Raw genomic sequence first — 20,437 nt, forward strand, 5'->3', positions numbered from 1 at the left:
CACTTCTACTACAATAAGCATTTGTCGAATCTGCCTATTTCCTCTCATCCTGATCCAGGGCCTGGCGACGGGTACCTGAACGCAAGGGGCTACATGGCGGAAATGCCACTTATCCCAGACGTTCGAATTTCCCGAGCCACCTCTGTCGACACGATCAACGCGTATCGAGATTGGCTGCAAGGGCGGTCGATTTTTGAAAGTCGAGGCCGATATTGCACCTGAAGTGCTGAAGGCGCTGATACGCTCGGTGGAAGAGGCATGATCACCCAGACACAAATGCCCGGGTCTATCTCGCCTGCGGCTTGGCCGACATGCGTAAACGGATCGACGGACTGATGGCGCTGGTGCAGTCGTCGCTACGCCAGACGCCTGCGACCGGATCGGTGTTCGCGTTTCGTGGGCGACAGGGTGATCGCATCAAGCGGCTGTTTTGGGATGGCCAGGGCTTCTGCCTCTATTACGAGGTTCTGGAGAAAGGCCGTTTCCCCTGGCCATCGGCAAGCGATGGCACCGCGCGGCTGACGGCAGCACAACTGGCGATGCTAAGGGAAGGGATCGATTCGCGACGGCGGCACAGAAGCTCGGCTTCCAGTCGATGCCGATGCCTGCCGATGCCGAAGCCTGCCGATGCCGCCGTGCCGACCTACTTTAATTGGAAAAAGAAATACGCCGGTCTGCTGCCGCTGGAGATCAGGAAGCTGAAGCAGACCGAGGACGAGAATGCGCGATTGAAGAAGCTCATTGCGGTTTCTCAGCTAGCCGGCCCCGTCCAAGCCAGCTGATGGCGCAGACTTACAAAGCCGAATTTGGGTGCGGCAGGCTGTCATAAGCGCCCCAGACCGCCTGGTCGAAGTTGATAATGGCACCGGTCATCAATCCGGACTCCTCCGAAGCGAGGAATGCGGCAGCGCGTGCAACCTCTTCAGGGTCGATCAGGCGGCCATTCGGTTGGGCGGTCACGGCCTTGGCAAGCCAATCAGCTGGCTGACCATCCAGCTCGCGTTGCGTCCTGTCCTCGCCTTCCGACGCCATCCAGCCGATGTTGAGGCTGTTTACGCGAATACGATTCCGCAAAGTGGCGTAGGCGGTGTTGCGCGTGAGTGTGTCAAGAGCGCCCTTGGAGGCGCTGTAGGCAGCCAGGAACGGCTGTCCACCCATCGAGGACATCGTTGAAATGTTGACGATCGTTCCCGCAATGCTGTCGCGCTTGAAAAGCTCGATCGCGCTTTGCATGAGGAAGAACGGTGCCCGGGTGTTGACCGCGAACAGCTGATCGAAGAGTTCCGGACTGGTGTTGAGGATCGTGCCGCGATTTGTCATGCCGGCAGCATTGACCAAGCTGTCGAGTTGGTCGAATTTCTTGTCCGCCGCGGCGATGACGGCCTTGCAGTCTTCCACGTTCGACAGGTCGGCTTTGACAAAAACCGTTTCCGCACCCAGGGCTTCAAGTTGGGCTGCCTGCGCCGCACCTTTTTCTTCAGATCGCCCGCAAATGACCAGCCCTTTCGCGCCGCGTTCCGCAAGAAGCTTTGCGGTTGCGGCACCAAGCCCCTGGGTGCTGCCGGTCACGACGATGATCTTGTTTTCAAACTGTGCCATTCGAATTTCCTCTCCTGCGCCTGCGCGATGTCTTACGGTTTGGTTCGTCCAGTGCGCGCTCTAGGCGAACTGCAGCGGCAACCATCCGCCATTGTGCTTCTCATGGCTGTCAACGACGGCGTCGACGAAGGCCACGCCTTTGAGCCCGTCATAGGAGGAAGGGATCCCCTCCCCGAACGGTCCAGCCGAGGCTCCGCTCTCCTTCGCACGGATGACGGCGGCGAAGCCGGAATAGAGGTTCGTGAACGCTTCGATATAGCCTTCGGGATGGCCCGGCGGTGTGCGGGTTCGAACGCGCGCACCATAGGTGAGATCGTCGCGACCGCGCTTGATCGTTTCCGGGGCGCCGAAGAGCCCCGTGAAGACCAGTTCATTCGGCTGCTCCTGATGCCAGGCGAGGCTGCCCTTCTCGCCGAAGACCCGTAGCCGCAGGCCATTCGACTGGCCGATCGCGACCTGGGAGGACCACAGAAGGCCGCGCGCACCGCCTTCGTAGCGGATCATCACGTGGGCATTGTCATCCAGAGCACGGCCCTCGACGAATGTCGCAAGGTCGGCGGCGACGGCTTCAGCCTTCAATCCGGTTACGAAGCCCGCGAGATGATAGGCATGCGTGCCGATGTCGCCGATCGAGCCGCCGCGCCCGTTCTTCTTTGGATCGGTGCGCCAGGCCGCCTGCTGGTTGCCTTGCAATTCGATCCCCGTCGCCATCCATTCCAGCGGATATTCGACCTGCACCACGCGGACCTTGCCGAGGTCTCCGCGCGCAACCATGGCCTGCGCCTCATGGACCATCGGGTAGCCGCTGTAGGTGTAGGTCACACCAAGGAAACGTCCTGTTGTCTTTGCCAGGTCGTGGAGCGCGATCGCATCCTCGACGGTCGTGGTCATGGGCTTTTCGCAAATGACGTCGATCCCCGCTTCGAGAAACGCCTTGGCAATGGGAAAATGGGTGTGGTTGGGCGTGCAGATCGCCACCACATCGATGTGATCGTCGCGTGCGCGCTCGCCCGCCACCATGGCGAGATAGTCGCCATACGAGCGGTCGCTATCGATGAAATTCTTCGAGGCGAAGCTGTGGCCTCGTTCGGCATCAACATCGAATGCGCCCGCCACGAGATCGAAGTGGTTATCGAGACGGGCGGCGAAGCGGTGGATGCCGCCGATATAGGCGCCTTCGCCGCCACCGACCATGCCGAGGCGAAGACGACGGTTGGACAGGTTAGTGTTCGACACGGCCAAAGTCCTTAAATACCGAGGATTTCATTGTTGACGGATCGGTCTGCACCGAACTTCACGAAGTCATCGAAAGCGCGATCCGAGACTTTGATGATGTGATCGCGAATGAAGTGCGCTCCCTCGGCAGCGCCGTCTTCCGAATTCTTCAGGCAGCATTCCCATTCGAGCACGGCCCATCCATCAAAACCGTAGCCCGTGAGTTTCGAGAAGATCGCCCCGAAATCGACCTGCCCGTCGCCGGGGGAACGGAAGCGGCCGGCACGGCTGACCCAGGGTTGATAGCCACCATAGGCGCCCGTCTTGCCCGTTGGCCGGAACTCCGCATCCTTAACGTGGAAGGTCTTTATGCGCTGGTGGTAGTGATCAATGTAGGTGAGGTAGTCGATCGACTGAAGCACCAGATGGCTCGGGTCGTACATGATGTTGCAGCGCGCATGATTGTCGACGCGCTCCAGAAACATCTCGAAGGTCAGGCCGTCATGCAGGTCCTCGGTCGGATGGATTTCGTAACAGACGTCGACGCCCTCGTGGTCGAAGGCATCGAGGATCGGCCGCCAGCGCCGCGCCAGCTCATCGAAGCCGTCGGAAATCAACCCGTCCGGCCATTGCGGATAGGGGTAGAAATAAGGCCACAGGAGCGTTCCGCTAAAAGTCGTATGGCGATCAAGGCCGAAACGGCGCGAGGCCTTGGCTGCGCAGAGCAACTGGTTGACGGCCCATTCCTGACGGGCCGCTGGATCACGGTGAACCTTGGCCGGCGCAAAGGAATCGGCCGGCAGGTTGAAGGACGGGTGGAGGGCGACGAGCTGCCCTTGCAGGTGACTGGCGAGATCCGTCACGACGAGGCCATGCTCGCCAAGCGTTCCCTTGATCTCGTCGACATAATCCTGGCTATCCGCCGCGCGTTCGAGATCGATCACCCGGCGGTCCCAGGTGGGGATCTGAACACCCTTGAACCCCTTGTCGGCGGCCCAGCCGGCCAGTCCCTTCAGCGAGTTGAACGGGGCGTCATCGCCGGCAAACTGCGCGAGAAACACGCCGGGACCCTTGATGGTTCTCATGCTTGTCGTCCTTCAGATCAATAGGGTTACGAGGCCGTGGCGCGATCAGACGCCGACGCGCTGGTTCTTGCGACCTTCCTGCTGGTCCTTCGCGGCGGCATTGACCTCCGCCCGCTCGCTGACCTGCGGCACGCCGACATCCCACCAGGCATCACCGGGCGTCCAGGTGAAGGCATCGGACACGATCGTCAGCACGGTCGTGCGGTCCGTCGTCTGCGCCCATTCGACCGCATCGCCGAGATCGGCAAGGCTTTCGACGTGCCGGGTGAGCGCGCCCATCGACTCGGCATGTTTGCCGAAGTCGACCGCGAAGGGCTCCTTGACGCGGCAATCCTTGATGAGATTGTTGAAAGAGGCGCCGCCCTTGGCATTCTGCAGGCGATTGATGACGGCGTAGCCGCCGTTGTCGCAAACGATGAGGATCATCTTGTGGCCGGAAAGAACGGTCGAATAGATGTCCGAATTCATCATCATGTAGGTGCCGTCGCCGATCATGACGATGGGCGTACGGGTGGGATCGGCCATGGCCGCGCCCCAGCCGGCGGCGATTTCGTAGCCCATGCAGGAGAAGCCGAATTCGCAATCAAAGGTGTTCGGCGCCTTGACACGCCAGTTCTTCATCACCTCGCCCGGCAGGCCGCCGGCGGCGGTGATGATGAGGTCACGGTCCTTCGCCTTGGAATTCACGATGCCGACCACGTGGGCATAGGTCGGAACAGGCGCGTTCGTCGGCTTCTGATAGCCGTCGAGCGCATCGTTCCACTTGGCGAATTCCAGCCTGCCCTTTTCCGTCCAGCCGGCGTCGGCCTTGTAGTCGCCGATGGCGGCCTCAAGCTCACCGACCGTTTCCAACGCATCGCCCACCACGGCGACGGCGCGATGCTTGTTGGCATCCCAGCGCGCCGCATTGATCGAGACGAACCGGGCGTCGGGCGAGAAGGCCGTCCAGGAGCCCGTCGTGAAGTCCATGAGGCGTGTGCCGACCGCCAGAATCACATCGGCCTCGCCGGCAAGCGCATTGGCCGAGGTGGAGCCGACGATGCCGATCGGGCCGACATGGGCGGGATGGTCGTGGGTGACCGTGCCCTTGCCGGCAATGGTCTCACAAAGCGGGATGCCGTGCTTTTCCGCAAAATCGGCCAGCGCCGTTTCCGCGCCGGAATAGCGCACGCCGCCGCCAGAGATGATCAGCGGCCGCTTGGCCGCCTTCAACACGCGGATCGCCTCAGCGAGGCTGTCGCGATCGGGCCGCGGGCGCGGCACCTTGTGCACGGTCGGCGTGAAGAAACTTTCCGGATAGTCCCAGGCGATCTCCTGCACATCCTGCGGCAAGCCGAGGAACGCCGGGCCGCAATCGGCGGGATCCAGCATGACGGCGACGGCCTGCGGCAGCGAGGAGAGAATTTGTTCGGGATGGGTGATGCGATCCCAGTAGCGTGTCACGGCCTTGAAGGCATCGTTGACGGTAATGGTCGGATTGCCGAAATGCTCTACCTGCTGCATCACCGGATCAGGGCGGCGGTTGACGAAGCTGTCACCGGCGAGAAGCAGGATGGGAAGGCGATTGGTGTGCGCCACGCCCGCAGCCGTCACCATGTTCAGCGCGCCCGGGCCGATGGAGCTGCACGCGACCATGATCTGGCGGCGGCGCGTCGCCTTGGCAAAACCGATTGCAGCGAGTGCCATCGACTGTTCGTTCTGGCCGCGCCAGGTTGGCAGCGTGTCCTTGACCGCCTCCAACGTCTCCGACAGGCAGGTCACATTGCCATGGCCGAAAATGGCGAAGACGCCCGGGAAAAGCGGCTCGCGCCGGCCGTCGATTTCGGTAAACTGGTTGCAGAGATAGCGGACCAGGGCCTGGGCCATGGTGAGACGAACGGTACCCATTTAAAAAACCTCCCTGAGCCGGCATTGCCGCGCCAGCCCTCTTCATGAAACTATTATTTCATTTTTCAGATTATTGCAATACTTATTGCGGACTACGAAGGCAGCGCGCAATCTGTCCATCGCCCGCCCGACTGGCTCGATGCGAGCGCCGCTTCGATGAGCTTGACGCCAAGCGCACCGTCCACCACCGTCGGATATTCCAGCAGCCCTGCGGGCAGGGTCCTGCCAAGACGGCGTGCCTCGACGGCAATCGCGAATTCCTCGTAGAGATTGCCCCAGGCGTCGCTCAGCGCCTCCGGGTGGCCGCGCGGCATGTGCACGAAGCGCGCCGCATGCACGCCGATACCGGCGCCTTCGCCGCGCGTCAGCACGTGGGCCGGTTCGTTGAAGCGGCGGAAATGCAGGATTTCAGGCTCTTCCTGGTTCCATTCCAGGCTTGCCTTGTCGCCGAAGGCCCGGATGCGCAGCCCACAATGGGCGCCGGGCGCGACCTGCGAGATCATGATGGTGCCGGGAATGTCGCCTTCGTAGCGCACATGCATGAAGGCCGTGTCCTCCAGCGCCTTCGGCGGGCCCAGTGTGTGGAACTCCGCCCGAACCGCCGTGACGGGGCGACCGCAGACGAAGGCGCCGAGATGATGGCAATGGGTGCCTATGTCGCCGGTCGTGAAGGTGGGGCCGACGATCGACGGATCGACCCGCCATTGCGCGCCGGCACCGGCATCGCTCAGCGGGGTCAGCGCCCATTCCTGAAAATACTCGACATGCACCTGCTGCAACTTTCCAAGCACGCCCTCGCGGATCATCGCCCGGGCTTGCCGCACCATGGCGGAGGCGGCATAGGCATAGGTCACGCCGAAGACGAGGCCCGTCTCCCTTTGCCGTCGCACGAGATCGAGTGCATCGGCAAGCGTCGTCGTCAGCGGCTTGTCGCTGATGACGTCGATGCCCTTTTCCATGAAGGCGCAGGCGATGGCATGGTGGGAATTGTTCGGCGTGGTGATCGCCACGGCATCGATGCCATCCGGCCGCGCCGCCTCGCGCTCGGCCATCACCCGGTAATCCGTGTAGATGCGGTCCTCAGCGAGCAGCCAGGCACGCCCGGATTCCAGCGCCACCTGCGGCCGGGACGACAGTGCGCCCGCAACAAGATCCCAGCGATTGGAGAGCCGGGCGCCGCGAGCATGCACCTTGCCGATAAAGCTGCCCTGCCCTCCACCGACGATGCCGAGCCGCAAACGACGCTCGGCCAGCGGAAATTCTTGGCTGCCTGAAACCTCTGCCATGATCCCCTCCCTCAAAATCCACGCTTGCCCGAAAACAGGCTTGCAGAATTAATATTGACGGAATATCAAATGCGCAACTTTTTTTGCATCACCATCAGGAGGAAATTGATGATCAGGATCGCGTTGCTCGGCTGCGGGCGCATCGGGAAGATGCATGCTGCCACGATTGTGCGTTCAAGCAAAGCCGAACTCGCAGCCGTGTACGACCCCGTTTCCGCAGCCGCCGACGAAGTCGGTCGCGAGTTCGGATGCCTGGTTGCCGGAAGTGCGGAAGAAGCCATCGCACAGGCCGATGCCGTGCTGATCGCGACCTCCACGCCGACGCATGCGGATCTCATCGAGGCATCCGCGAAAGCCGGCAAGGCCATCTTCTGCGAAAAGCCCATCGATCTGTCGCTGGCCCGGGTCAAGGCCTGCCGCGCAGCACTACAGGGCTTCGACAGGCCGATCCAGATCGGCTTTAACCGCCGCTACGATCCGGGCCACCGGGCAGCGCGCGATGCGGCGCGGTCCGGCGAGATCGGCGATATTCGCCAGGTGATCATCACGTCGCGCGACCCCGGCCTCGCCTCGCGCGAATACCTCAAGGCATCGGGCGGCATCTTCAAGGACATGACCATCCACGATTTCGACCTCGCCCGCTTCATGCTGGGCGAAGAGCCCGTCGAAGTTTTCGCCACCGGCAGCGCGCTCATCGACCCAACGCTTGCGGAGCTGAACGATATCGACTCCACCATGGTCGTTCTGCGCACGGAAAGCGGCAAGCTCTGCAACATCAACAACTCCCGCGCCGCGATCTACGGCCATGACCAGCGCGTCGAGATCCTGGGTTCGAACGGCATGCTCATCTCCGGGAACCGTCGCGCGCATGGCCTCGAACGGTTCGGGCCGACCGCGACGGGCGCCGCAGAGCCCTTCCTCAACTTCTTCATCGAGCGCTATGCGGAAGCCTATGCGCTGGGGCTGGAATCGTTCATCGACTGCGTCGAAACCAACGCCACGCCGGATGCCACCTTTGAAGACGGCGAAAAGTCCCTGGCGCTCGCCGAGGCTGCAAATCTCTCGCGCGCGGAGCGGCGGTTCGTCAACATCCGCGAAATCGTCGGCTGAGACCCCTGCCCGCCGTTCCAGACGGATATGGCGGGCATTTTCTTCTTAGGGCTTGCGGCGCTGGTTTCCCGTCACCGTCGGAATTTGCGGCGAGTCCTTCTTGTCCTCCTGGAGCAGCGCCGCAACCGCGACCGCGATCGCCTGGGTCAGACACATGGGCGCCGCAAGCGAGCGCGAGAACGAATATTCATCCTCCGGGATCGTGAACAGAACGCTGGCGTTCTTCGCAAGCGGTGACAGCTGGCTGTCGGTAATGGCAACCATCGGCGTGCCATTGTGTGCCGCAACGTCGGCGATCGTCACGACTTCCTTGGCATAGTGACGGAAGGCTATTGCGATCAGCACGTCCTTCTTGCCCATGACCTGCGCCATCTCGGGCGCGAGCCCGCCCGCAGGGTCGAGCAGAATGACCCGCAACTGAAGCATGGAGAGCACGTAGCGGAGGAATTTCGCGATCGGCTCGGAGCGCAGTTGCCCGGCGATAAAGATCGTATTCGCGCTCTTTATGACCTTGGCCGCCTTGGACAGGCTTTCCTCGGGCGTCGAGCTCAGCAGTTCCTGAAGCGTTGCAATATCGCGAACGACCAGATCGTGCAGGAAGCCAAGATTTCCCTTCCGCTTGTTCTTTTCCAGATCGACGTCCAGCGCGCTGATCCGCTCGCGATAACCGGGGGCTGCCGTCGAGAGCCGGGTCTGGAAAACCGCCTGGAGCTGTTTGAAACCGGAAAACCCGAAATTCTGGGCGAAGCGTACAAGGATGGAGGGATGGGCGCCGCACTCCTCGGCAATCGCGTTGATCGATTTCATCGCGACGACGTTCGGGTTCTGCGTGATGAAGCGGGCAACCTGCTGGAAACGGTCGCTCAAGTCCGGATAGGCTTCCGTGACGAGATTGACGAATGTTTCGTAGTTGGCTGTGCGCGGTGGCGGCTGATCGGACTGTTTTACCCGTGGCATGCAGCGCAACTCCTGAAGCGTGATGTGCAAGAGGCCGCGGCATTCCATACTTGTCTTGCGCGCGGTCCAATCGCCTGATCAGTGCAGTATTGCAAAAATCGACAATCCGCAACGCTTGTCGCGGCGGACCTGTCCGGCCGCCCTTCCAGAGGCGACTATACGGGTGCGCCCTGATGAGCGCACCCCTTTCATTCCTCAATAGGGGGCATCGGGGAAGTAGTATTCCGCCGCATTGTCCTTGGTGATCAGCGGGCTGCCGAGCACGTAGCGACCGTTGATCGGTGCCTGCGTGGCGAACTTCATGGTGACGAGTTCGATCGCCGGAATGATCAGCGTCGGCGGGTAGAAGATGTCGGCATCGACCATGTCATGGCCGTCCATCACCAGCTTGATCACCTTGTTCATGCCGGAACCGCCCAGCACCGTCACATTCTTGCGCTCCGCCTGCTTGATCGCCTCGATGGCGCCGAGTGCGGCATCGTCGTCGCCGGCCCACACGCCGTCGATCTCAGGGAACCGCTGGAGATAGTCCTGCATCACCTCGAAACCCTTGTCCGGGTTCCAGTTGGCATACTGCATGTCGAGCACTTCGATCTTGGTATCCTTCAGCGCCGCGTTGAAGGCGTCGATGCGGATGTTGTCGATCGCCGTCGGAATGCCGCGCATCACGACGATCTTGCCACCATCCGGAAACTTCTTCTTGAAGTATTCGGCCGCCGCCTTGCCGTATTGCGGGTTGTCGCCGCCGACATAGAGGTCTTCGATGCCTTCTTCGGCAAGACCCCGGTCGACGGTCGCGATGAACACGCCCTTCGCTTTGGCAGCCTTGACCGGCTCGGTCAGCGGATCGGATTCGAAGGGCAGTACGACGAGCGCATTGATGTTGCGCGCCATCAGGTCCTCGATGTCGTTGACCTGCTGCGTGGCGCTCGACGAGGTCGCCAGCACGAAGTCGATATTCGGGAAGGCTTCCTTCATCCGGTCGATCGTGCGCTTGGTGTGGTAGTTGAGGCCACCCGTCCAGCCATGGGTGGCGGCCGGGATCGAGACGCCGATAACGGCGTCGGCGGCGAATGCCGGCATTGCCAGCCCCGCGACGACCGCGCCCGCGGCGATCATGGATTTCAATCTGTTGAACATTTCGCGTGTCTCCCTGTTGAAGCGAAAGAAAGGTCATCCCTGCGAGCGGTCGCGTTGCAGGAGGACTGCGATGATGATGATCGCCCCCTGGAATGCGCCGTTGAGATAGGGGCTGACGAAGCCGGTGAGGTTGAGGATATTGCTGATGAAGCCAAGGATCAGCACGCCGACAATGGTACCCCAGATACGGCCGAAGCCGCCGCTAAGCGCCGTGCCGCCGATGATGACCGCGGCAATCGCCTCCAACTCCCACATCAAGCCGGTCGAAGGGGTAGCTGCGCCGAGGCGCGGCACGTAGATCACCGTTGCGATGGCGACGCAGAGGCCCTGGATGACATAGGTCAGGATGCGCACGCGGTTGACCGGGATCGCCGAATAGAAGGCGACATGGCGGTTCGATCCGATGGCAGCCGCATGCCGGCCGAAGCGCATGCGACGCAGCACCAGTTCGCCGACGAGGGCGATAACGCCGAGCACGAGGATCGGCACGGCGATACCGAGGATCTGGCCATAGTAGATCGGGCGCGCGGCATCGCGCAGCGAGAAATCGAGCGAGATGGAGCCGCCATCCGCAAGCCAGGTGATGACCGAGCGGAAGATGCCCATGGCGCCAAGCGTCACGATGAAGGCTTCCACTCGCCCCTTGACGATCATGACCCCGTTGAGAAGGCCGGCCGCGGCACCGACGACAAGAGAGCAGACGATGCCGGCGGCAACGAGTTGCCAGCCCGGCCCGAGCACCTCGGCGGCCGAATTCATGAACATGATCGTCACGCCTGCGACCAGCGCCGAGAGCGAACCGACGGAAAGGTCAAGCCCGCCCGCCGTGATGACGAAGGTGGCGCCAACCGCGATGATGCCGATGATGGCGCTGCGCGTGAAAACGTTGGAAAGGTTTTCCGCGCCGAGAAAACTGTCGCTCATCAGGGAGCCGACGAGCATCAGCAAGATGAGGGCGATGAGCGGGCCTGCGGCCTCGAAAATGCCCGCAAGGGTGCGGCCCGGCGACGCTTTGGCGTTGCCGGCGGATGATGCGGTAATGTCGGTCAAGGGCTTGCCTCCTCCTGCGGGGCTCTGTCTTCCAGGCCCATGGCAAATCGAATGATGTCGGTCTCGCTGATCGCGTCGCCGGAAAGTTCACCGGTAATGCGGCCGCGCCGCATGACCAGCACGCGGTCGGACAGACCGACGATCTCCTGCATCTCGGACGAGATGACGACGATCGCCTTGCCCTCTGCGGCGAGTGTCGCGATGATCTCGTAGATCTGCTGCTTGGCGCCGATATCGACGCCGCGCGTCGGCTCGTCGAAGACGATCAGGTCGGGCTCGACGGCAAGCGTCTTGGCGATCAGAACCTTCTGCTGGTTGCCGCCGCTGAGCGCGCCGGCCGTCACGTCGAGCCGTCCGGTGCGGATGTCATAACGTCCGACGGCGGTTTCGAGATCACGCCGCTCAGCCCGCCGGTCGATCCAGCTCGCACCGTTGATCGCCCCCTTGGTCAGCGCCACGTTCTGGTCGAGCGACTTGCCGAGCAGCAGGCCCTTGCCCTTGCGGTCCTCCGTCAGATAGGCGAGTTTCAGCCCCCAGGCCTCACGCGCCGCCGGCAGCTTGCGCGCCTCGCCACGCAGCACGAAGGACCCGCAGCGTGCCGGCCGCAGCCCGAACAATGCCTCGAAAAGTTCCGTGCGGCCGGAGCCGACGAGCCCGGAAATGCCGAGCACTTCGCCTTCACGAATATCGAGTGTCGCCTCCTCGACGGCGCCCGGCGACGTCAGGCCGGCGACGCTGAGCAATGCCTTACGGTCCGCCGCACCGCGCCTGGGTGGATAGATTTCCGCAAGCGGCCGCCCGACCATCGCCTCGGCCATCGCATCCTCGGAAATATCGCCGGTGTTCTCGACACGCACGATCTGGCCGTCGCGCAGGACCGCGACGCGGTCCGCGATATCCTTCACCTCATCAAGGCGGTGCGAGGTGAAGATCACCGAACCGCCCGTCTCGCGGAACGCGCGGATGCGGCTGAACAGGTTGCCCGCCTCCGTCGCTGACAACACTGCGGTCGGCTCGTCCATCAGAATGAGCTTCGGCTGGCGGGCGAAGGCCTTTGCGAGCTCGATCATCTGCCAGTCCGAGACAGGGAGATCGCGCAACCGTGCTCGAACGGGAGCCGCCGAACCGAGTTCAGCCAGCAAATCGCGCGCCCGTATCTCCATCGCCTTGCGATCGGTGAAGAGGCCGCGTGTGATTTCCCGGCCTAGAAAGACGTTTTCCGCCACCGTCAAATGGGGCGCCAGGCAGAATTCCTGGTGCACCATGACGATGCCCGCGCGCTCGGCGGCATGCAGCGTTGCCGGCGCCGGCGCGCCGTCCAGCAGCATCGTGCCCGAAGACGGCGGCGCCAGCCCGGCAGCAATGCGCATGAGGGTGGATTTGCCCGCGCCGTTTTCACCAACAAGCGCCAGCACCTCGCCCGGTTTCACCACGAGGTCGATGCCCTTCAGCACCGGCACGATGCCATAGGATTTGGCGATGTCGCGAAATACCAGCAGCGTCATGATCAGCCGCCGACCGGAGAAAGACGCGGAGCAATATCGGCGCGGTTGACGACGAGTGCCGGGTCGAGCGTGCCGCTGAAGAAATCCAGGATATTTGCCGCTGCCGAGATGGCCATGCGCCGCGCGCAGGCTTCGGTGAGCCCGGCATTGTGCGGGGACAGCACCACCCGGTCGCAGGCGAGCATGGGATCGTCATTCGCCGGCGGTTCGGCATCGAGCACGTCGAGACCGGCCGCGGCAAGCCGCCCCTCGTTGAGCGCCGCCAGCAACGCCCCTTCATCGATCAGACCGCCGCGCGCCGTGTTGACGAGAATGGCCGAGCGTTTCATCACGGCCAGCTCCTTCGCACCGATCAAAGGCTCGGCGCCTGACTTGGGCACATGCAGCGACACCACGTCGGCGCGCGAAAGGCCATCGAGCAAGTCATCCACCGGCGTTGCGCCGGCCGCCACGATCTGGTCCGCACCCTGGAACTTGTCGTAGGCAAGCACCGTCATGCCGAGCGCCGTCGCGATCTGCGCCAGCCGCCTGCCGATGCGCCCAAAGCCGACCACCAGCAATGTGCCACCGTCCAATTCATCGGCATCCAGGCTGTTGCGATAATTCCAGTCGCCTTCCCGCATCTTGCGGTCGAAGAGGACGGTGCGGCGCGCGGCCGAGAGCATCAGCATGACGGCGTGCTCGGCCACGGCGCGGGAGTTCACATCTCCCACGACGGCAAGCGGGATGCCGCGGCCGTTCAGGGCCGCAACATCGACCGAATCGTAACCGACGCCGTGGCGCGAAACGATCTTGAGGTTCGGCGCATCGGCAATGAAGGCCGCCGACAGCGGCTGGGTGCGAATGAGGAGCGCATCGGCGGTCGCGAGGAACGGCGCGTAGCTTGCCGCGGAAACCTCCTCGACATAGTCGATCGTCAAGCCGGGTGCGGTATTGAGGACGGCAAGACCGTCTGCGTGGATTTTTCCCGCCACCAGGATTCTGGGCATTCAATATCCCCCCGTGTCGATCGTGTTGGCGGGCGCGACTTCCTGCACGAGATCGCGGAATTTTCGCACACTCGCCTCGGCAGCACCTGCGAGGAGACGAACGTCGTTGGTGACGGTCACGAAATCGAAACCCCAGCCCACAGCTTCCGCTGCATAATCAGGGGTGCCGTTGTGCAGCGCTGCCCGCTTGCCGGCCTTGTGGGCGGCATGAAGGATCGTCTTGATCGCCTCGATCATTTCCGGCTCGCGGCGATCGAAGCCGGGCGCGTAACGCTTGCCCTGAAGTCCGAGCGTCAGGTCGGCAGGGCCGATATAGACGCCGTCGAGGCCGGGGGTCGCGAGGATATCCTCGAGGTTCTCGTAGGCCTGCGCGGTCTCGATCATGGCAAGGCAGATCATTTCGTCGTCGGCTTCCGCGGCGTATCCGGCACCGGCGGAAAACAGTGCTCGACTGGGGCCGAAGCTGCGCACGCCCGTCGGCGGATAGCGCACATAGGAGACGAGCCGCTCGGCCTCGGCGCTCGTGTTGATCATCGGGCAGATGACGCCATAGGCGCCGGCATCCAGCGCCTTCATGATGTCGGCGGGATCGAGCCAGGGCACGCGCACCAGCGGCGTCACCCCGCTTGCCCGCATGGCTTGCAGCATCGGCACCGCCCCGTCGTAACCGACAATGCCGTGCTGCATGTCGATGGTGAGCGAGTCGTAGCCCTGCGCGGCCATGATTTCTGCACTGAAGGAATTGGCGATGGAGAGCCAGCCATTGAGGACAGGCTTGCCTTCGGCCCAGCGCTGTTTGACACCGTTCTTGATCATGGCTGCCTCCTCAGACCAGCATTTGCGCGAGCTTGACGTTGGAATAGTCGAGGATGCCCTCGGTGCCGCCTTCGCGGCCCATGCCACTCGCCTTGATGCCGCCGAACGGCGCCTCGGCGGCGGCAAGCGCAAAACTGTTGACCCCGACCATGCCCGCCTCCAGCCGCGCCGCCGCCTCGCGTGCACGGCCGGCATCGCGGGTGAAGACGTAGGCCGAGAGGCCCATTTCGGAGGCATTCGCCCGCTCGAAAACCTCATCCGTGCTGGAGAACGACGTGATGGCGGCGATCGGGCCGAAATTCTCCTCGGCGATCGCCTTGGCATCGTCCGGCAGGCCGGTGATGACGGTCGGCTCGAAGAAGAAGCCGGCATTCATGTCGGTCGGGCGACGGCCGCCTGCGAGAATCTTGCTGCCGCGGTCGCTGGCATCGGCAATGATTTCTTCGATTGCGGCGATGCGCCGCTCGTTGATCAGCGGCCCCATCTGCGTCGCCTCGTCGAGGCCATGGCCAAGTTTTAACGCGCGGGCACGGGCAGCAAAGCCGTTGGCAAAGCGATCGTGCAGCGTTTCGTGCACGTAGAAGCGATCCGGCGTCACGCAGACCTGTCCGGCATTGGCGTATTTCGTCGGCACCGCTAGATCGAGCGCCTTGTCGAGATCGGCGTCGTCGAAGACGATCATCGGCGCATTGCCGCCGAGTTCCATGCTGATGCGCTTCACCGTCTCGGCGCTGTCGCGGATCATCTGCTGACCGACGCGCGTCGATCCCGTCAGCGAAACCTTTCGCACGACCGGCGAGGCCATGATGGGCTTGTAGGTGTTGCCGGTCGGGCCGATCAGGAGGTTGGCGACACCGGCGGGAAGGCCAGCTTCGCGCAGGCAATCGAACAGAACCATCGCCACGCCCGGCACCTCGACCGATGGCCGGACGATGACGGCGCAACCGGCGGCAAGCGCCGGTGCGACCTTGCGGGCAATCAATGCCGCCGGAAAGTTCCACGCCGTAAAGGCCGCGACGACACCGACGGGCTCGTGCGCGACCTCCAGGCGGCCGCCCGGCACACGGCTCTCGATGATGCGGCCGTAGATGCGGCGAGCCTCCTCCGCGTACCAGCGGAACTGGTCGACGACGAGCGCCCATTCGCGACCCGCCTGCGCCAGCGGCTTTCCGGTTTCGAGCGTGATCTGGCGCGCAGCCTCGGCCGTGCGCGCCGCCATCACATCGGCCGCCTTGTGCAAGTGGTCCGCGCGCGTCCAGGCCGGCATTCTCTTCCACGCGTGCAAAGCCCTGTCCGCTACGCTGATCGCCCTGTTGGTGTCGTCAACGCTCGCCACGGGAACGACACCCAATATGTCGCCGTTGCCCGGATCCGTGATTTCGGTCGATGCGCCGGTCGCGGGACCTGACCAGGCACCATCGATGAACAAACCGTAGGACGCGTACATGTTTCCTCCTCGCGTTGCTGAAGGGATCCGACCAGCAACATTTGTTTTCATTATTACAAAGGCGCAATTTTAATTGCACGTCAAGTGTAATCGACACGATTGACAGCTTGTTCGGGGTAAATGGAGGGTTGGACACACCGTCATTCAGCGCGGCACGAATTGCCAGCCAATTCCCATATGCAATTATTATTGCGCCACCGCCGCTTGTGGTCAATCACCCTTCACATCAAGCCAGGTGCCGGTGCGCGACGATTTCTGGATCGTCTCCACCAGCGTCTGGAGTCGCAGGCCGGCCCGGAAATTGAACGGTTCCGGCCGCAAGCCGGCGATCGCCTCCAAATACCCCGCGACCTCGATCGCCTTGAGATCGTTGAAGCCGAGCTGGTGGCCGGGCGCGACGCAGAAGCGGCCGTAGGGCGCATGGTCTGGGCCGGCCTCGATGCGCCGGAAGCCCTGACGGCCCCTGGCGTCCGCCGTGGAATAGAAGTGAAGCTCGTTGAAGCGCTCCTGCGAGAAGGCGAGCGCGCCCTTCGTGCCGTAGACCTCGAAATCGTGCTGCATCTTGCGGCCTGTCGCGATCCAGTTGCCCTCGATGGAGCCGGTCGCTCCGTTGGCAAAGCGCAGGAAGGCGCGGCCGACATCGTCCGTCTCGACCGGCCGCACGCCGCCCTTGCCGTCGGGGCGGCTTGCGATCATTGTCACGCAGTCGCCCATGACCCTGGTGATCGGTCCCATCAGCAATTCCGCCGTCGCCAGCGCATGGCTACCGATATCCGCCAGCGCGCCGCCACCGGCAGGATCGTGCCGGAACGTGAACGGGCCGCTTGCATCGGCCATGTAGTCTTCCGCATGGATGCCGCGGTAGCCGCGGATTTCGCCCAGTTCACCGCCGGCGATCATATCCCTGGCGAGGCCGAGCATCGGATTGCAAAGATAGTTGAAGCCGACCTGCGTCTTGATGCCGGCCTTTTCTGCCGCCTCAGCCATCTCCCGCGCATCGGCGGCGAGCGGGGCGAGCGGCTTCTCGCAATAGACATGCTTGCCGGCGGCGATCGCGGAAAGCGCCATCTCCTTGTGCAGCGCATTCGGCGCGGTGATGTCGATCACATCGATAGTGGGGTCCGCCACCAGGCTTCGCCAGTCATCCGTCGCCTGCGCAAAACCGAAGGCAGCCCGCGCCGCTTCGGCCTGGACCATGGTCACATCGGCGATCGTGGCAAGTTCCACGTCATAGGGCAGGTCGAACACCCGCTCGGCGGCGGCAAAGCCGAAGACATGCGTCTTGCCCATGAAACCCGACCCGATAAGGCCAAGACGAAGCTTCTTTTTCATTCTCTGTGTTTCCTCGATGAGGCGCAGTTTGCTGAATGCAATTATCATTGCAAAAATCTATAAATGTCAATATTTGTTTTGTCGAACACCTCAAGCCCTCACCTGGAGCCCGACCATGAAAGCCAGACTCGGCATTGCCCCATCGCCTGGTGGAACGACGACCTGCCGGAAATCAGCAGCGACATTTCGCTGGAAGGATGCCTTGCCGAAGCCGCAGAAGCCGGTTTCACCGGCATGGAGACCGGCCGGCGCTTCCCGATGGATGCAAAGGTCCTTCGCCCCATCCTCGACAAGCACGGCATCCAGGTCTGCGGCGGCTGGTTCTCCGGCCTGCTGCTCGATGGCGACATCGAAGCGGAGAAGGACCGGATCGCCGAGCAGATGGCGCTGTTCAAGGCGGTCGGTGCACCCTGCATCGTCTATGGCGAGACGGCCGGCACCATCCAGGGCGACCGCCGCGCGCCGCTTGCCACCAAGCGCAGGCTTTCCGAAGACGAGATCAAGGCCTATGGCCGCAAGATGACGACCTTTGGCGAGTGGTGCTCCGACCAGGGCATGCCGATCTCCTATCACCACCACATGGCGGCACCGATCGAGACCGAGGAAGAACTCGATCTCCTGATGAAACATTCCGGCGAAGGCTTGCCGCTGCTCTTCGACGCCGGCCACATGGCCTTTGCGGGCGGCGACGTCCTGCGCGTCATCGACAAGCATCACAGCCGCATCACCCATGTGCACACCAAGGACGTCCGCCTGCCGGTGATCGACGCGCTCGACCGCACGCGCGAAAGTTTTCTCGACGCCGTCATAAAGGGCGCCTTCACAGTGCCCGGCGACGGCAGCCTCGATTTCGAGGCCATCGTCAAGCGGCTCGCCTCCCATGGTTATGAAGGCTGGTTCGTCGTCGAGGCGGAGCAGGACCCGGCCCACAACCCGCCGCTCGACATGGCGAAGATCGGCCATAAGGAACTCCTCCGCGTCATGGCTGCCGCCGGTTACGAGGTGGTTCGTCAATAGAGCGACGGGACGTGCCGGCCCGAGCCGGCACGTCCGTTTCAGATCGTCCCGCCGAGCGAGGATTCCAGCAGCGCCAGTTCCTGCCCGCCGGCCATCATGTCCTGCAAGGCTGCCGCATCCACCGTGCCGCGTTCGGCGGTGCCTAGCGTCTGGCCACGGTTCAGCACCGTGAAGCGGTCACCGACAGCGAGAGCGTGACGGACGTTGTGGGTGATGAAGACGACGCCGATGCCCTGTTTGCGCACCCGATCGATCGTGCTCAGCACGTTCGCCGTCTGGCGCACGCCGAGCGCGGAGGTCGGTTCGTCGAGGATCAGCACCTTGGCGCCGAAATAGACCGCTCGCGCAATCGCCACCGTCTGGCGCTCGCCACCGGAGAGCGTGCCGACCGCCTGGTCCGGACCACGCAGGCTGATGCCCATCTTGCGCATTTCCTTGACGGTGATGTCATCGGCCTTGTCCGTATCGAACGTCTTGAACGGCCAGACGCCGCGCTCCGGCTCCCGCCCCATCCAGAAATTGCGGCTGACGCTCATCAGCGGAATCATCGCAAGGTCCTGATACACCGTGGCAATGCCCGCCGTCATGGCGTCGCGCGGGCTCTGGAACAGGGTCGGCGTGCCTTCCACCAGCACCTCCCCTCCGCTCGGCTTGTAGACGCCGGACATGATCTTGATGAAGGTCGATTTTCCGGCACCGTTGTCACCGAGCAAACAATGGCATTCGCCGGCCTTGACGTCGAAGGAGACACCGGCCAGTGCGATGACATGGCCAAAATGCTTCGTGATGTTTCTCATCTCCACGATGGCGGACATCAGCGTTCTCCCGTGATGATGCGGCGGATGTAGGTGTTCATGATGACCGCCGTCAGCAGGATGACGCCAAGGAACACCCGGAAGAGCGAGCTTTCCGCATTGGCGAAGAACAGGCCCTGCTGCACCACGCCGAAGATGATGGCGCCAAGTGCCGCCCCGATGACGGAGCCGTAGCCGCCGGTGAGCAGCGCGCCGCCGATGACCACGCAGATGATCGCCTCGAACTCTTTCAACAGGCCACGGTCGGCCGCCGCCGAGCCGAACTCCATCACCTGGCAGGTGGCGAAGACGACGGCGCAGAAGGCGGAGAACATGAACATCAGGATTTTTACGCGATTGACCGGCACGCCGACGTAGCGCGCGGCGAGCGCATCTCCGCCGGCGGCAAAGATCCAGTTGCCGAACTTGGTGCGGGTCAGCAGCCAGTGGCCGAAGACCACGAGCACGATCGCCCAGACGACGAGCATGGGAATACCGTCGATGACCGGCTGCCCGGCGCGATTACCGCGGGTGAAGGTGGCGATCCAGCCCGCCTCCCCCATCCAGGTAAAGAGCCAGCCTAAAACCTTGCCGCCGAAAATCGGAGCGAGCCAGTCGGTTGCCGCTTTTTCGGCAACGCCGCCGATGATCGTCTGGCGGGTAAAATAGATAGAGCCCCAGATCGTCAATCCACGCAGGATATAGAGGAAGGCGAGTGTCACGATGAAGGACGGCAGGCCGGTGCGGATGACCAGCCAGCCGTTCACACCGCCCAGCAGGACGCAGAAGACGAAGGTCGCGATGATGGCAAGCCAGAGCGGCACCCCGAGATGGACCGACAGAATGGCCATCATGACACCAGAAAAGCCGATCATCGAGCCGGTGGAAAGATCGAACTCGCCGGCAATCATCAGAAGGCAGGCACCCACCGCGATGACCATGAACTGGGCCGAAACCACCGTCCAGTTCATCACGCCCTCGGCGGCGAACATGCCGCTGTCGCCGGCAATCACCGCAAACAGCAGGAAGACCAGGATGGTACCGCAGATCCCGCCTAGCTCGGGCCGGATCAGCGCGCGCCTGAGCGGCGAGACGGGTTTGATGCGCTCGTCCTTCAGCGCGTCCGGAATGACGTCCGTCATGAATGCATTTCCTCCCTCAGAAACATTTTTTGGCGCGCACGGGCAATGACCCGATGCGCGCCAAAA

16 protein-coding genes and 3 pseudogenes are annotated in these 20,437 nt (G+C 62.9%); 4 read left to right on the plus strand and 15 right to left on the minus strand.

All coding sequences use genetic code 11. The features are described from left to right. Window positions 1–293 precede the first annotated feature (293 nt). Window positions 294–563, plus strand: a pseudogene (tnpB, locus tag ACT6VE_RS24900) (IS66 family insertion sequence element accessory protein TnpB); the annotation flags it as partial. Window positions 564–641: 78 nt separating this feature from the next. Continuing rightward, window positions 642–746, plus strand: a pseudogene (locus ACT6VE_RS24905) (transposase); the annotation flags it as partial. A 46-nt stretch (window positions 747–792) separates the two neighbouring features. Here ACT6VE_RS24905 and ACT6VE_RS24910 read toward each other — a convergent pair. From ACT6VE_RS24910 to ACT6VE_RS24930, 5 genes are all read right to left on the minus strand, one after another. Then, on the minus strand, window positions 793–1,599 hold the full coding sequence (locus ACT6VE_RS24910; RefSeq protein ID WP_444801033.1) for an SDR family oxidoreductase: 807 nt from the start codon (window positions 1,597–1,599) through the stop codon (window positions 793–795). A 60-nt stretch (window positions 1,600–1,659) separates the two neighbouring features. Further along, a complete protein-coding gene (locus ACT6VE_RS24915; RefSeq protein ID WP_444801092.1) occupies window positions 1,660–2,793 on the minus strand; it encodes a Gfo/Idh/MocA family protein in 1,134 nt (377 codons plus the stop codon). Between the two features lie 53 nt (window positions 2,794–2,846). Beyond that, complete coding sequence (locus ACT6VE_RS24920; RefSeq protein WP_444801034.1) at window positions 2,847–3,899, minus strand: sugar phosphate isomerase/epimerase family protein; 1,053 nt, start codon at window positions 3,897–3,899, stop codon at window positions 2,847–2,849. A gap of 45 nt (window positions 3,900–3,944) precedes the next feature. Next, window positions 3,945–5,786: a 3D-(3,5/4)-trihydroxycyclohexane-1,2-dione acylhydrolase (decyclizing) gene (gene iolD, locus ACT6VE_RS24925; protein WP_444801035.1), complete on the minus strand. Its 1,842-nt coding sequence runs from the start codon at window positions 5,784–5,786 to the stop codon at window positions 3,945–3,947. 92 nt (window positions 5,787–5,878) lie between these two features. Then, window positions 5,879–7,072: a Gfo/Idh/MocA family protein gene (locus ACT6VE_RS24930; protein WP_444801036.1), complete on the minus strand. Its 1,194-nt coding sequence runs from the start codon at window positions 7,070–7,072 to the stop codon at window positions 5,879–5,881. A 108-nt stretch (window positions 7,073–7,180) separates the two neighbouring features. On the opposite strand from ACT6VE_RS24930, the gene iolG reads away from it, so the two are divergent. Then, complete coding sequence (gene iolG / locus ACT6VE_RS24935) at window positions 7,181–8,182, plus strand: inositol 2-dehydrogenase (RefSeq protein ID WP_444801037.1); 1,002 nt, start codon at window positions 7,181–7,183, stop codon at window positions 8,180–8,182. Window positions 8,183–8,227: 45 nt separating this feature from the next. Here iolG and ACT6VE_RS24940 read toward each other — a convergent pair whose 3' ends face one another. From ACT6VE_RS24940 to ACT6VE_RS24975, 8 genes are all read right to left on the minus strand, one after another. Next, window positions 8,228–9,139 (minus strand): MurR/RpiR family transcriptional regulator, encoded by a 912-nt coding sequence (locus ACT6VE_RS24940; protein WP_069063817.1) that lies wholly within the window; start codon window positions 9,137–9,139, stop codon window positions 8,228–8,230. Window positions 9,140–9,334: 195 nt separating this feature from the next. Next, window positions 9,335–10,279, minus strand: coding sequence for a substrate-binding domain-containing protein (locus tag ACT6VE_RS24945; protein WP_444801038.1), 945 nt, complete (start codon window positions 10,277–10,279; stop codon window positions 9,335–9,337). 33 nt (window positions 10,280–10,312) lie between these two features. Then, window positions 10,313–11,329, minus strand: coding sequence for an ABC transporter permease (locus ACT6VE_RS24950; RefSeq protein ID WP_444801039.1), 1,017 nt, complete (start codon window positions 11,327–11,329; stop codon window positions 10,313–10,315). Next, entirely contained in the window at window positions 11,326–12,834 is a 1,509-nt protein-coding gene (locus tag ACT6VE_RS24955) for a sugar ABC transporter ATP-binding protein (RefSeq protein WP_444801040.1), read from the minus strand. The genes ACT6VE_RS24950 and ACT6VE_RS24955 overlap by 4 nt, the downstream gene beginning before the upstream one ends. A 2-nt stretch (window positions 12,835–12,836) precedes the next feature. After that, window positions 12,837–13,823, minus strand: a complete 987-nt coding sequence (locus ACT6VE_RS24960; RefSeq protein ID WP_444801041.1) for a hydroxyacid dehydrogenase — start codon at window positions 13,821–13,823, stop codon at window positions 12,837–12,839. After that, window positions 13,824–14,639 carry an HpcH/HpaI aldolase family protein gene (locus ACT6VE_RS24965; RefSeq protein ID WP_444801042.1) on the minus strand — a complete coding sequence of 272 codons (816 nt, stop codon included), beginning with the start codon at window positions 14,637–14,639 and terminating at the stop codon, window positions 13,824–13,826. A 10-nt stretch (window positions 14,640–14,649) separates the two neighbouring features. Then, window positions 14,650–16,086 (minus strand): NAD-dependent succinate-semialdehyde dehydrogenase, encoded by a 1,437-nt coding sequence (locus ACT6VE_RS24970; RefSeq protein ID WP_444801043.1) that lies wholly within the window; start codon window positions 16,084–16,086, stop codon window positions 14,650–14,652. A 210-nt stretch (window positions 16,087–16,296) separates the two neighbouring features. After that, window positions 16,297–17,418 carry a Gfo/Idh/MocA family protein gene (locus tag ACT6VE_RS24975; protein ID WP_444801044.1) on the minus strand — a complete coding sequence of 374 codons (1,122 nt, stop codon included), beginning with the start codon at window positions 17,416–17,418 and terminating at the stop codon, window positions 16,297–16,299. A 115-nt stretch (window positions 17,419–17,533) separates the two neighbouring features. On the opposite strand from ACT6VE_RS24975, the pseudogene iolE reads away from it, so the two are divergent. Next, a pseudogene (gene iolE, locus ACT6VE_RS24980) lies at window positions 17,534–18,435 on the plus strand (myo-inosose-2 dehydratase). A 38-nt stretch (window positions 18,436–18,473) separates the two neighbouring features. On the opposite strand, the gene ACT6VE_RS24985 reads toward iolE, so the two are convergent. Together ACT6VE_RS24985 and ACT6VE_RS24990 are read right to left on the minus strand one after the other, a co-directional pair. Further along, window positions 18,474–19,250 carry an ATP-binding cassette domain-containing protein gene (locus tag ACT6VE_RS24985; RefSeq protein ID WP_444801045.1) on the minus strand — a complete coding sequence of 259 codons (777 nt, stop codon included), beginning with the start codon at window positions 19,248–19,250 and terminating at the stop codon, window positions 18,474–18,476. Further along, window positions 19,250–20,371, minus strand: a complete 1,122-nt coding sequence (locus ACT6VE_RS24990; RefSeq protein WP_444801046.1) for an ABC transporter permease — start codon at window positions 20,369–20,371, stop codon at window positions 19,250–19,252. Before ACT6VE_RS24990 ends, ACT6VE_RS24985 begins: the two co-directional genes overlap by 1 nt. Window positions 20,372–20,437: the final 66 nt, after the last annotated feature.

It is taken from the genome of Shinella sp., from assembly GCF_052438155.1.
In the GTDB taxonomy this organism is placed as follows: domain Bacteria; phylum Pseudomonadota; class Alphaproteobacteria; order Rhizobiales; family Rhizobiaceae; genus Shinella.